The sequence below is a fragment of the Alteromonas sp. RKMC-009 genome (assembly GCF_003584565.2).
Classification (GTDB): Bacteria; Pseudomonadota; Gammaproteobacteria; order Enterobacterales; family Alteromonadaceae; genus Alteromonas.
On sequence record NZ_CP031010.1, the window covers coordinates 2,569,035 to 2,583,309 of the forward strand.

Here is a 14,275-nt window from a genome sequence, read left to right on the forward strand (position 1 = left end):
ATTTTATAAAGATGAAAAGGGTGCCAACTCTTGCTTCATGCGCTAACAAACTAACGGCCAGTACAAATGAACAACAACTTGTATGTCACTAAACGCAATGGCGAAAAAGAAGTCATTGAGTTAGATAAGATCCATAAAGTGATCACGTGGGCAGCAGAAGGGTTAAATAACGTTTCTGTTTCTCAGGTAGAAATCAAAGCTCAGATCCAATTTTACGATGGTATCAAGACCGGCGAAATCCACGAGACATTGATCAAGTCTGCAGCCGATCTTATTTCAACAGATGCGCCTGATTATCAGTATCTTGCAGCCCGTCTGGCTATCTTCCACCTGCGTAAAAAAGCATATGGTCAGTTTGAGCCGCCTAAATTGTTTGATCATGTTAAAAAGATGGTTGAACAGGGTAAGTATGACGAGCACCTGTTGTCTGACTACACGCAAGCTGAATTTGAGGCGATGGATGATTTCATCGATCACTGGCGTGATATGACCTTCAGTTATGCTGCTGTTAAGCAGCTTGAAGGTAAGTATCTGGTACAAAACCGTGTTACCGGCGACATCTATGAAAGTGCCCAGTTCCTGTATGTTCTGGTAGCAGCCTGCCTGTTTGCTGACTACCCGAAAGAAACCCGTCTTGACTATGTTCGTCGTTTTTACGATGCAACATCGACTTTCAAGATTTCTCTGCCTACACCGATTATGTCCGGTGTGCGTACCCCTACCCGTCAGTTCAGTTCATGCGTACTGATTGAAACCGGTGATAGTCTGGATTCTATCAACGCCACCGCCAGCGCCATCGTAAAATACGTGAGTCAGCGTGCCGGTATTGGTGTAAACGCTGGTCGCATTCGTGCACTGGGTAGTCCAATCCGTGGTGGTGAAGCTTTCCACACCGGTTGTATTCCTTTCTACAAGTACTTCCAGACTGCAGTAAAAAGCTGCTCTCAGGGCGGTGTTCGTGGTGGTGCAGCGACGTTGTTCTACCCGCTGTGGCACATGGAAGTTGAATCACTGCTGGTATTGAAAAATAACCGTGGTGTTGAAGAAAACCGCGTACGTCATCTCGACTACGGCGTGCAATTCAACAAGCTGATGTATCAGCGTATGATGAAAGACGGCTACATCACACTGTTCAGCCCGTCTGATGTACCCGGTCTGTACGATGCTTTCTTTGCTGATCAGAACAAGTTCGAAGAGCTGTATGTGAAATACGAACAGGATGACTCCATTCGTAAGAAGCAAATTAAAGCTATGGAACTGTTCAGTCTGTTTATGCAGGAACGTGCTTCAACCGGCCGCATCTACCTGCAAAACGTTGACCACTGTAATACTCACAGCCCGTTTGACCCGGCTGTCGCTCCTGTCCGTCAGAGCAACCTGTGTCTTGAAATCGCGCTGCCGACCAAGCCGCTGGAGCACGTAAACGACGAAAATGGCGAAATTGCACTGTGTACGCTGTCAGCATTTAACTTAGGCGCGATCAAATCTCTGGATGAATTTGAAGAATTATCCGACCTGGCTGTGCGTGCACTGGACAGCCTGCTGGATTATCAGGATTACCCGGTTCCGGCGGCATACCATGCCACTATGAATCGTCGTACGCTGGGTATAGGTGTTATCAACTTCGCTTATTATCTTGCGAAGAATGGCGTTAAGTATTCTGACTTCAGCGCAAACCCGCTTATTCACCGTACGTTTGAAGCGATGCAGTACCATTTATTAAAAGCGTCTGTGAATCTGGCAAAAGAGAAAGGTGCGTGTCCTAAATTTAATGAGACCACCTACTCTAAAGGTATTCTGCCTATCGATACCTACAAAAAAGATTTGGACGCCATTTGTAACGAACCTTTACACATGGACTGGGAAGGCCTGCGCGCTGAAATGATGGAGCACGGGCTACGTAATTCTACGCTGTCTGCACTGATGCCGTCTGAAACGTCTTCGCAGATTTCCAATGCAACCAATGGTATCGAGCCGCCCCGTGGTCATATCAGCATTAAATCAAGTAAAGATGGTGTACTGAAGCAAGTTGTCCCTGAATATGAAAATCTTAAAGATGCCTATGAACTGCTGTGGGATATTCCGTCCAATGACGGTTACCTGCAACTGGTTGGCATTATGCAGAAATTCGTTGACCAGACTATTTCTGCTAACACCAGTTACGATCCGGGCAAATATGAAAGCGGTAAGGTACCGATGAAGTTGCTGCTCAAAGATCTGCTGACCTCATACAAGCTGGGTGTGAAGACACTGTATTATCATAACACCCGTGACGGTAACACCGACACCAGCTCTATGGAAGTCAAACAAGGCCAGGCGAAACCTCAACCACAAGCGCAAACCGCTGTGATTGAAGAAGACGACGACTGTGCCGGCGGTGCATGTAAAATTTAACGATAAACCAGGGCTTGCCCTGGTTTCTTCCGTTTTTAACTGATAAATCTGTTCTGAGTACTATCGTAGTTATGAAATACACAACGTTTAATCAACAAAGCGTCAATCCTCTCGTCGAGCCTATGTTTTTCGGTAATCCTGTTAACGTAGCCCGTTACGATCAGCAGAAGCACAGCATTTTCGAAAAACTCATTGAAAAACAAATCAGTTTCTTCTGGCGACCGGAAGAAGTTGACGTTACGCGTGACCGTGTAGACTTCCAGAAACTCACAGAGCCTGAGCAGCACATTTTTATTTCTAACCTGAAATATCAAACCTTGCTGGATTCCGTTCAGGGCCGCAGTCCGAATATTGCATTCCTGCCCATCGTGTCATTACCGGAACTGGAAACCTGGATTGAAACCTGGTCTTTCTTTGAGACGATTCACTCCCGTTCTTACACTCATATTCTTCGTAACCTGTTTTCCGATCCAAGTGCAATTTTTGAAGACATCGTGGTTAACGAGCAAATCAAGCGCCGTGCTGCTGATATTTCCAGATACTACGATGATCTGATTTTCCACACACAGTTGTGGCAGACACAAGGTGAAGGCGTTCATACCGTTGACGGCGAAGTATACGAAGTGAACATGCGTGTTCTGAAGAAGAAAATGTACTTGTGCATGAATTCAGTTAATGCCCTGGAAGCGGTTCGCTTCTATGTGTCCTTTGCCTGCACCTTCGCGTTTGCTGAGCGTGAGCTGATGGAAGGTAACGCAAAAATTATCCGTCTGATTGCCCGTGATGAAAACCTGCACCTGTCCTCTACTCAGCACGTGCTGAACCTGTGGGCCAGAGGCAAGGACGATCCTGAGATGGCAGAAATCGCCGCGGAGTGCCATGAAGAGGCACGCCAGATCTTCATCAGCGCTGTTGAGCAGGAGAAGGAATGGGCTGATTACCTGTTCAAGAACGGCTCAATGATCGGTATGAATAAGGAAATTCTGTGTCAGTACGTGGAATACATCGCGAATCAGCGTATGACCGCTATTGGCTTTGACGCACCATACGAAGTAAAAAGTAATCCACTGCCGTGGATGAACAACTACCTGAACTCAGACAACGTACAGGTTGCGCCTCAGGAATCAGAGATCAGTTCCTATCTGGTAGGTCAGATTGACTCTTCAGTCAGCGAAGATGACTTCGCCGATTTTGAATTGTAATTCCTACCTTCCCCGTTAATGGGAAAACCTGAATCCACACTTCGTATCGATATTGTCGATGCGGAGTGTGTTGATGCCGTACCGGATAAAACACTGCTGGAATCTTTGGAATCCGCAGGTGTGGCTTGTCATTATCATTGCCGCGACGGTTTCTGCGGAGCCTGCCGGACTAAATTAATAGAAGGGTCAGTGGAATATACCACAGACCCCCTCGCCTTTATTGACGACGATGAAATACTGCCCTGTTGCTGTAAGCCGGTAACAAACATCAAAATAGATGTTCCGCTTTAACTCACCTGACTTTACGCATTATCAGGAATGGATCTTTAGCAATCCTTATCTTCCAGATCCATTTTATCTTTCATTTTCTCACAGCCGTCTTCAATAGCATTACCGGCATCGTCGGCCCACTCTTCTGCTTTATCTTTAGCATCGTCAGTCCAGTCTTCCGCCTTATCAGCTGCATCTTCAGCAAATTCCTCTGTCTTATCTGCCAGATCAGATGCTGCATTTTTTGCATCATCAAATGCACTGCTGGCGGCACTTTTGGCTTTAGTCATTGAGTCTTCAGCCTGTTCCTGTTTTTCTTCGCTACATGCGCCAAGCACGCAGGTAAACAGACCAATGCAGAGTAATGATGAGAGTTGTTTTGTCATTTTCATATGTCTTTCCTTTTACGCAGTTGAGTGTGTACTGATGTTAATCCTGCGGGCAATCAATACCTGCAGGACTGGTTAAAAATAACACAATATTACAAGGTAACAACAGCCACCTGAGTTTTATGGCTGCTGAACCGTATGCTGTCAGTGCTTATCGGCACGGCTCTGAAACTTACGTTCTTCCGTGTTGATTTTGATCCACTCGCCGGTACTGATGTACTCCGGCACCTGAACAACCAGACCGGTAGACAAAGTAGCGGGTTTGGTACGGGACGTCGCAGAGGCTCCCTTAATGGAAGGGTCAGTTTCTACCACTTCCAGTTCAACACTCATGGGTAAATCAAGAGCTACCGGCACTTCGCTCACTACCAGAACCTGAATACCGTCAGTTTCTTCGTTAATGAACAAAGCTTCATCAGCAATACTGTCTTTATTCAGATGGTAAGGCGTATAATCTTCCTTATCCATGAATACATATTCATCGCCGTCGATGTAAGAGAACATTGCTGGACGGCGCACTAAATCGGCCATTTCCAGCATGTCAGAGTCCTTAAATGTTTCATCATATTTTGCACCGCTTACCACATCGTACATACGCATACGATAAATGCTGCCGCCTGCACGGCCCTGTGGTACAGAACGATCAATATCTCTGACAATACATGTCTTACCGTCAAAAATGATGGTGTTATTCTTTTTAATTTCACTTGCCTTAGGCATGGCGGTTCCCTGTATTAGTAAATCAGACCAGCGGGTCCAATCAGAAGTGGAAAGTCTCTATTTTCCGCGATTTTTCGTCGGTTAGAAAGCGTTTTGAATGCCTGTTTTTCCGAAACAAGCGGGATAAGAGAGCCCGGATCCAGATTCCTGGTTGCAGTGTAAAAATCATTCTATGCTTATTCGATTAAATACCGGCATGCCTTACAGCATAACCGTGAATATAAGAAATTTATTGCCGGATAAAACTCTTTCATCCAGGATTACCCTGACGAAATAACCGTAGCAAAGAACATGTTGAAATCTAACCTGAATACAAAGGGATTTACCCTGATTGAGCTGGTCATCGTAATTGTGATCTTAGGTATACTTGCGGTCACTGCGGCCCCCCGCTTTATTGACCTTTCCGGTGATGCTGATGACGCTGTCACCCACTCCATGATGGGTGATTTTAAATCAGGCCTGACACTGTTACATACCAAATATCAGATAAGACAAACATCCCCTATTTCCATAAACGGACAATCAGTCACATTTAATTCTGAGGGCTGGCCGACAGGTTCAACCAGCAACAGCGCGGGATGCGCCGAAGTGTGGAATCAGATTTTTTCTGACCCTCAGCCAGTCAATGTGATGAATGATTTCAACTCACCTCTCGCAAAAGGCTGGAACACGGTTTACTACGCTGACGCCAGTGCTGAAGTATGTGCGTATCTCAAAAGCAGTGCGGCAGGAAATCTGTCCGGATATACCGACCCCTACTTCGTTTATTTCATCGGCGATACAAATTATGCAACGTATGGCTACACCGGCTCACCGGGCGATGTGAAGATGTATAATTTATAAAACCTGCCGGTCAGCGCCATTTTCTTATTACCAGTACAATGCCACCAATGATTGCAGCACTGGCAATAATGATTCTTGTGTTAAGGCTTTCAGATAAAAATACCCAGCCCATCAAGATGGCAATTACCGGTACACTGAGTTGTAAAGTGGCGGCATTAGTCGCCGCTATTTTAGGGAGTACGGCGTACCACAAGGCATAACCCAAACCCGATGCGATGGCACCGGACAATACGCCATAGATGATACCGTAGCGGATCGTTGTTTCTGAAAGTGAAAGTGGCTCATCAACAAAAATAAACAGCGCGACAATAAACGGCGTCGTACGGACAAAGTTGCCTGCCGTCATTAAAAGTGGCGATGCTACGCCTTTGCCTAACAGTGAATACACTCCCCAACTGATACCGGCAGTAATCATCAGCAATGCAGCGGGCAGCGGCGGGGCTGTGACGCCGGGCAGTACCAGATAAACTAAACCTGCAAAAGCTACTACAAAGCCGGCTGTCTGAATAAAACTGAACCGTTCCCCTCTGAAAAAACCGATGCTGATCATTGAAATTTGTACAGCACCAAACAGCAACAGAGCGCCGGTGCCTGTCGTTACGCTTTGATAGGCAAAAGAGAAACCTGCTGCATAGCAGAATAATGCGATAGCCCCTGCCCAACTTCCCTGTTTCGCAGGATGATGCCCTTTCAATTGGATAAGCAAACTCAGCACCACAGCACCGCTGAGTAACCTCACTAGTGTGAAAGAAGCTGGCCCGATATCAGTCTCTACCAGCGCCATCCGGCACAAAAGTGAATTAGCAGCAAAAGCCACCATGGCTAAGCAGGCGTACAACAACGTAGATACAGGCATGAATCGCTCCTTTTATTTTGTTCACCTTCCCACGACAAAGGAGCAATTACAATGGTACTTGAGATCCGGTTACTCCGGTGCGGTAAACACCGGACACAAAAAAAGCACCCGCAGGTGCTTTCCAAAAAGAGATGACTTTAGAGCTTTAGGCCCAAACGGTCAGCTACTTCAATGTATGTTTCTACTACAGAACCTAAGCCCTGACGGAAACGGTCTTTATCCATTTTCTTACGGGTTTCTTTGTCCCACAAGCGACAGCCGTCAGGACTGAATTCATCACCCAGAATAATATTGCCATCACTGTCCAGACCAAATTCCAGTTTATAATCCACCAGAATCATACCGCCTTTATCAAACAGATCTTTGAGTACATCGTTAACGGCAAAAGTCAGACGTTTCATCTCTGCAATTTGCGCTTCAGTCGCCCAGCCAAATGCAGTGATGTGATAGTCATTAACCATAGGATCATGCAGCGCATCATTTTTGAGGAAGAATTCAAAAATGGGAGAATCGTTAAGCATCAAACCTTCTTCAACGCCCAGACGACGAACCAGTGAACCTGCAGCAACGTTACGAACGACGCACTCTACCGGAATCATATCCAACTTTTTCACCAGAGAATCGGTGTCTGACAGCAACGCCTCAACTTGTGTGGCAATGCCGGCTTCTTCCAGCTTTGTCATAATGAAATGATTGAACTTGTTATTCACTTCACCTTTACGGTCAAGCTGTTCAATTTTTTCACCGTCAAATGCAGACGTATCATTTCTGAACTCAAGGATGAGTTTTTCGCTGTCATCAGTGAGGTATACAGTTTTGGCTTTACCGCGGTAAAGTTCTTCGCGCTTTTCCATCATCAGTCTCAAAAATTAGATATCCAGATTGTCCTGAGTCATGACACGGGCAAATTGCTCGTACATGTCGGCAACCTGATTAGGTTCAAACGGCTGACTCTCATTATCCATGAAGGTCACACTCGTTCTGTTTTCGCCGGCCGGCACCACTTTCAAACGATAATCACCTTTTTCAAGAAGGGATTCACCGTCAGAAAACAGGCTGCCCCACCACCCATTATCCTCACCATTATAGGTGACAAATAACAGGCCTGTGGTTCTGTCTAAATCTTTTACGTCAAAGCCAAGGTTGCGTAACACCAGAAGCATTCTTGGCCATACAATATCGTGTCTGGCATCAACCACGTAGGCTGCATCACCGTTAGCGTCAAAACCCATTTCCAAATTAAGACCACTGCGGATTTCAGCAATACGTTTACTCTCGTCGAGCCTGATTTGGTATTCGTAATGCGTCAGTACTTCGTTCAAGATGCCGATTTCTTCTCTGCGTTCTTTTATCGCATCAATGGAATCCATGGTGACGGTTTCACCATCTGCACCATTAAATTTGAAATCCTGCAATTTTGCGCGTAACGCTGCAGTCCGGCCGTGAGGCTTTAGTTCCATGGTGAAAACAAAGCGACGTGAAACCTCTGACGTTTCATCCTCAGTCCAGTCGTACCAGGCTGACTCTTCGGTCGTCTTTTCAACGGCCCAGTCAGTAACAAGACGGCCATTTTCTTTATCGAAGCTGTCTACACCGATGTGATTTTGCTCAAGAAAGCTCAGCACCGTATCCCAGATAGCGGTATTCAGCGGCTTGCTGTCATCTACCTGATCGAACCAGACCGTTGCTTCCTGTTTGCCTTCTTCAACATGTGAACCCGCCACAAGGGGCAGGACAAGCGCCGGCGACTGAATCGTCAGTTTGCGGCCGGTAAGACGGGTGTCTGCATTCTGACTTAATTCCGGAAGATCATAATCAGATGTAAATTCAGGCGAATCTAAACCTTCAGGCACTTTCACAGAGGCCCGCTGGGAAACTTCAAGGTAGTCATAACTGCCCGATGCAGTTTCATAATCCTGTTGGCTTGAACAACCTGTCAGGGCTATTACAGATAAGCCACTGAGCAAAGCCAGAGTGTTTTTCATCGGTGTTCCTTATTAACCAGAAATCAAAGCGTGTTTTTGTAATAGTTCTTCGAGTGCTTTTTGGCTCGCAAGTTCCGGTAAAACCATCGGTAATCGTAATTCGGCACTGTTAATCAGCCCCATACGGTATAACGCCCACTTTGGCATTACCGGATTTGGCTCAATAAACATGCCGTTATGCAGGGTTTCAATAGTAGCATTAATACGGCGACATTCCTCAGCGTTGCCGGCCAGGCCTGCTTCGCACATTTTGGAAATTGCGCCGGGAACCACGTTGGCCGTTACTGAAATAACGCCGTGTCCGCCCTGACATAAAAATTCTGCACTGGTACCGTCGTCACCGCTAAGCAACAGAAAATCTTCAGGCACCAGCTTTTGTGTAGCTTTGAGACGTTCAATACTGCCGGTAGCATCTTTCAGACCGACAATGTTTGTATGTGTGGCCAGTTCTGCCACTGTCTCAGGTAACATATCCGCAACGGTTCTGCCGGGTACATTATAAAGCAGAACAGGTAAATCAGTCGCATCAGCTACTGCTTTAAAGTGTGCAACCATACCCCGTTGTTGCGGCTTGTTGTAATACGGTACGACGCTGAGAAAACCATCGATACCTAAACCCGCCATCTGTTCACTGAGGAAGATGGCTTCATCCGTTGCGTTTGCGCCGCTTCCGGCAATCACAGGAATACGCCCTGCTGTCATAGCAACGGTTTGTTTGACCACTTCAATATGTTCTTCAAAAGGCAATGTGGCGGATTCACCGGTTGTTCCTACAGAAACAATACCGTGTGTGCCCTGCTCTATGTGAAACTCAATAAGTTTCTCTAGTGCAGGGTAATCAATGTCACCCGCGTTGGTCATGGGTGTGACAAGTGCAACGTAACTGCCTTTAAACATATTATCTCCCGCGTTTTGTGAGCGCACATGGTAATGAGGTACAGCCCTAAAAACAAGTTATCACAAGGGCTTTTTAGACGTTAATCGACAACCTTATTCTAAATAATCACTATTCCGTCAAAAATTGGGGATAAAACCCTTACATCAGACTGTTTTTCGAACTGGCACGGTGCTGAAGCTCACTTTATGTTGCCGGAACGTGGCATCAAAAAATCCTGATGTGTTAGTATAAATGTGGCTCCGGTTTTATAAGTAACGACATGAATCATCAGTTAATAGTCACGATTTTGGGTACCGACAAGAGCGGCATGCTGAGCGAAATCGCCGGCACCGTGTCGGAAGCGCAGTGCAATATTCTCGACAGCAGGCAGGCGATATACGGGAAAGAATTTTCCCTGACAATGATCATCGAAGGTTCCCATCAGGCAATCACACGGGCGGAGCTGGCTATTCCCCCCATGTGTCAGAAGTTCGGCCTGCTTTCTATGATGAAGCGAACCAGCCATCATGAGAAACAAAATTTAGATTATCTTTACGATGTGGAGTTCAGCGGCGAAGACAGTCATGGCCTGCTGAAGTCGGTAACCGGCTTTTTTGCGAAACGGCATGTCTCCATCAGTGCGTTTCGTCAGCGTACCTTTAAAGATAAAAAAACCGGTAAAGAAATGATGCGCTGCAAATTTGTTGTCAGTACGCCTGATTCCGTTGATATCACGCAGCTTCGTTCTGAGGCTGATGCCCTGTTCGGTTCCCTGAATCTGAGTGGCAAGATTATAGACAAAAATAAAGGAGAATTATGAACACCTTAAAAGCAGGTGATAAAGCACCGGCATTTACCCTGCCGGATCAAAGTGGCGAAGCCGTTAATCTGGCAGATTATGCCGGCAAGAAAGTGCTGGTGTATTTTTACCCTAAAGCAATGACACCGGGTTGTACCGTGCAGGCACAAAACCTTCGCGACAGTAAAACTTCACTGGATGATCGCAATGTTGTGGTACTGGGGATCAGTCCGGACGCAGTTAAACGCCTGCCAAAGTTCATTGAGAAAGAAAACCTGAACTTCACCCTGCTCTCGGACGAAGACCACGCTGTAGCTGATGCTTTTGGCGTCTGGGGTCCGAAAAAATTCATGGGCAAAGAATACGACGGCATTCATCGTTTAAGCTTCCTTATTGATGAAAACGGTACTGTTGAACACGTGTTTAATAAGTTTAAAACCAAAGACCATCATCAGGTTGTACTGGATTATCTGAATCAGGCTGGTTGATAACCCGGTTTACCCCGCCGTTTACAAAGCAAAAAGCCCTGTCATAACAGGGCTTTTTCATACAGATGTACCGTCAATAAGTGATTAAGTGTTACAGGGCGGCGGTTCATCCGGTCCGCCGGACCATGCTGTTATCAGCGCTTTGACAAGTGTAGCCAGCGGTATGGCGAAAAACACTCCCCAGAACCCCCACAATCCGCCGAAGAACAGTACCGCCACGATAATATAAAGAGGATGTAAGCTCACCGCTTCGGAGAACAAAAGTGGTACCAGTAAGTTACCGTCCAGAGCCTGGATAATGCCGTAGGCAATCATCAGATACCAGAAATCAGGGGTCAGACCCCACTGAAACAATGCCACAACAGCCACCGGTATGGTGACAACGGCGGCACCGATGTAGGGGATAAGCACGGACAAGCCAACCAGTACCCCGAGCAGAATGGCATAACGTAAGTCCATCAGGGCAAAAACAACGCAGGATACCGATCCCACAATCAGAATTTCGATAACTTTGCCGCGGATATAGTTTGCTATCTGGGTATTCATTTCATGCCCGACCTGCGTAATCAACCGGCGCTCTTTCGGTAACAATGACGAAATGCCATCAAGAAAAAACAATTTGTCTTTCAGCATGAAGAACACCATCAACGGCACCAGAATCATATATACCAGTAACGCTGCAACATTACCGATTGAACTGACAGATGCTGACAAAAGTTGCTGTCCCAGATCCACCAGATGGTCATTGAGACTCTCCATCATTTGCTGAATTTGATAAACCTGTACATAGTCAGGATACTTATCCGGTAACCTCAGGATCCAGTCCTGTGCGTTTTGCCAGATTAACGGCGTTTCCTGAATCAGATTCACACTCTGACGGCTCACTGTAGGTAATAATCCGACAATCATCAGTATGGTGACAGCAACGAACGCCAGCATCACAACGCTGCAGGAAATGGTCCTGCTGACACCAATATTTACCAGCCGGTTCACCGGCCAGTCCAGCAGATAAGCAATCACTGCAGCCACCAGAACAGGCATGATAAGCCCGCCCCAGAAGACGAACACGGTTGCCGTCAACAGGATTAAGATCAGCAACATGGCTGCATCTGGGTCAGAGAACTTCCGGCGGTACCAGCGGCCGAATACACTGATTAAACTCATAAATTCTGCTCAGTCGGAACGGAAAAAAATGCATCATAGGAGAATCACTGACTGCTCTGCAACCCGGATTCCGCGGTATTACAGGCTAAATGAAAACTTCCGGGCTACATTATGCATGAAGCGATATAGCAATCACCTGTATTGTACGGCACAATGCTAAAATAATGCGATGGAAAAATGAAACTAATCATGGAGTTTGCCACTCTATTTGTAAACGCTTCAGTGGTACTCAACAGTAACAGGTTCAATGAGATATTTAGCGCGAAACGGAATTAAAATAGGCTTGTGTTTGCTGGCAATGAGCTTTTCTGCCATCGCACAAACCAGTAAATACAGCGATCGTAATACGTTACCGGAAATTGGTGTGGTAGCGTCTGACGCCCTTTCTCTTGATAAAGAGATGCTGATTGGCGATGCCGTTATGCGGCAAATGCGCGGTGGGGCCCCGATTATCGGCGACCCGGTGCTGGATGAGTATTTACAGGACCTTGGTAACCGCCTTGTTGTTCACGCCGACAACACCAAATTTCCTTTTGAATTCTTTTGGGTCAACAACGATGCCATCAACGCCTTTGCCTTCTTTGGCGGACACATTGGTGTGCATACCGGCCTTATTCATAATGCAAAAAATGAAAGTGAGCTTGCGTCAGTACTGGCCCACGAAATTTCCCACGTCACCCAGCGTCACCTTGCACGGCATATGCAGGCTCAACAGCGTGCTACACCACTGGCCATTGCCAGTATATTAGGCGGTGTTTTACTGGCGATGGCTGATCCTCAGGCCGGAATGGCAGCCATTTCCGCCGGTCAGGCTGCATCAGCGCAAATGCAGATTGACTACACCCGTTCAAATGAACAGGAAGCTGACCGTATCGGGATTGGTATGTTATACCGCGCCGGATTTGATCCGGACGCAGCAGCCAGCTTCTTCTCAACCTTGCTGGAGCAATATCGTATGGTGTCCCGTCCGCCTGCAAGATTGCTTTCTCACCCGTTAACGGAAACGCGTGTTGCCGATGCCCGCGCCAGAGCCGGTGATTTTCCACCTGTGCGGTTAAGAGAAAGTATTTCTTTTCATCTGGCAAAGGCCAGAGTGATGTCCCGGTACACGTTCAGTAAAAAATACAGCCTGGAATACTACCAGGATGCAGTGGACCGTAAGAATTATGTAGTCCGTGAAGCAGCAATGTATGGTCTTGCGCTGGCACTCATGCGCAATGAGAAAGTTGCGGAAGCTGCCAAAGTAATTGATACATTACTCAATGAAGACCCGGATAATCTATTTTACCTTGATGCAGCTACTGACCTCTCTCTGGCAATGGGTAAACCGCAGGAAGCAACAGAACGTCTGGCACCGCACCTGCAGTTAACACCACGCAACCAGGTACTGGCATTGAATCAGGCCAATGCGCTTATTGCCGCCAATGAAAATGACAAAGCTGTTCAGCTACTGAAGGACTTGTTGCTGGTACATCCTGATTATGAAATCGCCTGGCAGTTACTCACAGAAGCATATAAAAACAACAAAGATTTTCAGGGCATGCATCAAAGTAAAGCAGAAGTGATGGCACTGAACGGTGCTTACCGCCGCGCTGTGGATGAATTACAGTTTGCTTATAACTTTACTGCCGACAAGCACCTTGACAAGCAGCGGATCCGCGCAAGGATCAAACAACTGCGGGACGAGGAAGAGCGCTTGAAACGACTGTAAAGTAAGAGATAATTTTCTGAGCTCAGTGAGTTGAAGTCTCCGCCCCCGTAAACCCGATTAATGTATCAATCGACCGGTCGTCCTGCTCACCATACAACATTTTAATCACTTTACCCTGTGGCGAAATCAAATACGTTGCAGGCAGGTATTCAGGAAATGGCATGGGAAAAACCGTTTCCCTCGCCGTATTCATCACAGCAAATTCAATACCCAACTGTTTTTTTAATGCCCGCAGCTCTTCTTCATTTTTATTATCAAAACTTACACCAGTAATTTTCACATGAGCAGGAAGCCGTTTATTTACTCTGTTTAATGCCGGGATCTCCCGTAAACAGGGAGAACACCAGGGGGCGAAAAAGTTGATGATATGCCATTCTCCGCCATTGTCTGCCCAGCGAACCGGCTGTCCCGAAAGTGTAACGCCATCTGCGCGGGTATATTGCTGAAGTTGCCAGCCGGCAATCAGTGCAACCACAGCCGCACTGACAATCATTAATGATTTTTTCATGATTAATTGCGTCCGGTCATATTATTCTTACATTAATACTTGTTAGAATTTATCTCAGTGAAATTTATA

The 14,275-nt window shown here is 46.5% G+C and carries 15 protein-coding genes; 7 read left to right on the forward strand and 8 right to left on the reverse strand.

Annotated features, from left to right (window positions below):
• Positions 1-66 precede the first annotated feature (66 nt).
• From nrdA to yfaE, 3 genes are all read left to right on the forward strand, one after another.
• Positions 67-2,394, forward strand: a complete 2,328-nt coding sequence (gene nrdA, locus DS731_RS11355) for a class 1a ribonucleoside-diphosphate reductase subunit alpha (RefSeq protein ID WP_119501435.1) — start codon at positions 67-69, stop codon at positions 2,392-2,394.
• Positions 2,395-2,465: 71 nt separating this feature from the next.
• Positions 2,466-3,596 carry a class Ia ribonucleoside-diphosphate reductase subunit beta gene (gene nrdB, locus DS731_RS11360; protein ID WP_119503397.1) on the forward strand — a complete coding sequence of 377 codons (1,131 nt, stop codon included), beginning with the start codon at positions 2,466-2,468 and terminating at the stop codon, positions 3,594-3,596.
• A gap of 18 nt (positions 3,597-3,614) precedes the next feature.
• Positions 3,615-3,887: a class I ribonucleotide reductase maintenance protein YfaE gene (gene yfaE, locus DS731_RS11365; protein ID WP_119501436.1), complete on the forward strand. Its 273-nt coding sequence runs from the start codon at positions 3,615-3,617 to the stop codon at positions 3,885-3,887.
• Positions 3,888-3,922: 35 nt separating this feature from the next.
• Here the strand turns inward: yfaE and DS731_RS11370 are convergent, their stop codons facing one another.
• Entirely contained in the window at positions 3,923-4,258 is a 336-nt protein-coding gene (locus tag DS731_RS11370) for a YtxH domain-containing protein (protein ID WP_119501437.1), read from the reverse strand.
• 141 nt (positions 4,259-4,399) lie between these two features.
• Entirely contained in the window at positions 4,400-4,975 is a 576-nt protein-coding gene (efpL, locus tag DS731_RS11375; RefSeq protein WP_119501438.1) for an elongation factor P-like protein EfpL, read from the reverse strand.
• 291 nt (positions 4,976-5,266) lie between these two features.
• On the opposite strand from efpL, the gene DS731_RS22360 reads away from it, so the two are divergent.
• Positions 5,267-5,818 carry a type II secretion system protein gene (locus DS731_RS22360; RefSeq protein ID WP_181013626.1) on the forward strand — a complete coding sequence of 184 codons (552 nt, stop codon included), beginning with the start codon at positions 5,267-5,269 and terminating at the stop codon, positions 5,816-5,818.
• Positions 5,819-5,828: 10 nt separating this feature from the next.
• On the opposite strand, the gene DS731_RS11385 is transcribed toward DS731_RS22360, so the two are convergent.
• The 4 genes from DS731_RS11385 to dapA form a co-directional block, all read right to left on the reverse strand.
• Positions 5,829-6,674, reverse strand: coding sequence for a DMT family transporter (locus DS731_RS11385; RefSeq protein ID WP_119501439.1), 846 nt, complete (start codon positions 6,672-6,674; stop codon positions 5,829-5,831).
• Positions 6,675-6,811: 137 nt separating this feature from the next.
• Complete coding sequence (gene purC, locus DS731_RS11390; protein WP_119503399.1) at positions 6,812-7,528, reverse strand: phosphoribosylaminoimidazolesuccinocarboxamide synthase; 717 nt, start codon at positions 7,526-7,528, stop codon at positions 6,812-6,814.
• Between the two features lie 15 nt (positions 7,529-7,543).
• Positions 7,544-8,659, reverse strand: coding sequence for an outer membrane protein assembly factor BamC (gene bamC, locus DS731_RS11395; protein WP_119501440.1), 1,116 nt, complete (start codon positions 8,657-8,659; stop codon positions 7,544-7,546).
• Positions 8,660-8,671: 12 nt separating this feature from the next.
• A complete protein-coding gene (gene dapA / locus DS731_RS11400) occupies positions 8,672-9,556 on the reverse strand; it encodes a 4-hydroxy-tetrahydrodipicolinate synthase (protein WP_119501441.1) in 885 nt (294 codons plus the stop codon).
• A 260-nt stretch (positions 9,557-9,816) separates the two neighbouring features.
• Here dapA and DS731_RS11405 point away from each other — a divergent pair, with 260 nt between their 5' ends.
• On the forward strand, positions 9,817-10,356 hold the full coding sequence (locus tag DS731_RS11405) for a glycine cleavage system protein R (protein WP_119501442.1): 540 nt from the start codon (positions 9,817-9,819) through the stop codon (positions 10,354-10,356).
• On the forward strand, positions 10,353-10,823 hold the full coding sequence (gene bcp / locus DS731_RS11410; protein ID WP_119501443.1) for a thioredoxin-dependent thiol peroxidase: 471 nt from the start codon (positions 10,353-10,355) through the stop codon (positions 10,821-10,823). Before DS731_RS11405 ends, bcp begins: the two co-directional genes overlap by 4 nt.
• A gap of 84 nt (positions 10,824-10,907) precedes the next feature.
• On the opposite strand, the gene DS731_RS11415 is transcribed toward bcp, so the two are convergent.
• Complete coding sequence (locus DS731_RS11415; RefSeq protein ID WP_119501444.1) at positions 10,908-11,987, reverse strand: AI-2E family transporter; 1,080 nt, start codon at positions 11,985-11,987, stop codon at positions 10,908-10,910.
• A gap of 247 nt (positions 11,988-12,234) precedes the next feature.
• Here DS731_RS11415 and DS731_RS11420 point away from each other — a divergent pair, with 247 nt between their 5' ends.
• Positions 12,235-13,698 (forward strand): M48 family metalloprotease, encoded by a 1,464-nt coding sequence (locus DS731_RS11420; RefSeq protein WP_119501445.1) that lies wholly within the window; start codon positions 12,235-12,237, stop codon positions 13,696-13,698.
• Positions 13,699-13,720: 22 nt separating this feature from the next.
• Here the strand turns inward: DS731_RS11420 and DS731_RS11425 are convergent, their stop codons facing one another.
• Positions 13,721-14,206, reverse strand: a complete 486-nt coding sequence (locus tag DS731_RS11425; protein WP_119501446.1) for a TlpA family protein disulfide reductase — start codon at positions 14,204-14,206, stop codon at positions 13,721-13,723.
• Between the last annotated feature and the right edge of the window lie 69 nt (positions 14,207-14,275).

What these genes read in the sequence shown, in the direction of transcription:
- nrdA (WP_119501435.1), top strand. Translation starts at nt 67, where the DNA reads ATGAACAACAACTTGTATGTCACTAAACGCAATGGCGAAAAAGAAGTC.
- nrdB (WP_119503397.1), top strand. Translation starts at nt 2,466, where the DNA reads ATGAAATACACAACGTTTAATCAACAAAGCGTCAATCCTCTCGTCGAG.
- yfaE (WP_119501436.1), top strand. Translation starts at nt 3,615, where the DNA reads ATGGGAAAACCTGAATCCACACTTCGTATCGATATTGTCGATGCGGAG.
- DS731_RS11370 (WP_119501437.1), bottom strand. Translation starts at nt 4,258, where the DNA reads ATGAAAATGACAAAACAACTCTCATCATTACTCTGCATTGGTCTGTTT.
- efpL (WP_119501438.1), bottom strand. Translation starts at nt 4,975, where the DNA reads ATGCCTAAGGCAAGTGAAATTAAAAAGAATAACACCATCATTTTTGAC.
- DS731_RS22360 (WP_181013626.1), top strand. Translation starts at nt 5,267, where the DNA reads ATGTTGAAATCTAACCTGAATACAAAGGGATTTACCCTGATTGAGCTG.
- DS731_RS11385 (WP_119501439.1), bottom strand. Translation starts at nt 6,674, where the DNA reads ATGCCTGTATCTACGTTGTTGTACGCCTGCTTAGCCATGGTGGCTTTT.
- purC (WP_119503399.1), bottom strand. Translation starts at nt 7,528, where the DNA reads ATGGAAAAGCGCGAAGAACTTTACCGCGGTAAAGCCAAAACTGTATAC.
- bamC (WP_119501440.1), bottom strand. Translation starts at nt 8,659, where the DNA reads ATGAAAAACACTCTGGCTTTGCTCAGTGGCTTATCTGTAATAGCCCTG.
- dapA (WP_119501441.1), bottom strand. Translation starts at nt 9,556, where the DNA reads ATGTTTAAAGGCAGTTACGTTGCACTTGTCACACCCATGACCAACGCG.
- DS731_RS11405 (WP_119501442.1), top strand. Translation starts at nt 9,817, where the DNA reads ATGAATCATCAGTTAATAGTCACGATTTTGGGTACCGACAAGAGCGGC.
- bcp (WP_119501443.1), top strand. Translation starts at nt 10,353, where the DNA reads ATGAACACCTTAAAAGCAGGTGATAAAGCACCGGCATTTACCCTGCCG.
- DS731_RS11415 (WP_119501444.1), bottom strand. Translation starts at nt 11,987, where the DNA reads ATGAGTTTAATCAGTGTATTCGGCCGCTGGTACCGCCGGAAGTTCTCT.
- DS731_RS11420 (WP_119501445.1), top strand. Translation starts at nt 12,235, where the DNA reads ATGAGATATTTAGCGCGAAACGGAATTAAAATAGGCTTGTGTTTGCTG.
- DS731_RS11425 (WP_119501446.1), bottom strand. Translation starts at nt 14,206, where the DNA reads ATGAAAAAATCATTAATGATTGTCAGTGCGGCTGTGGTTGCACTGATT.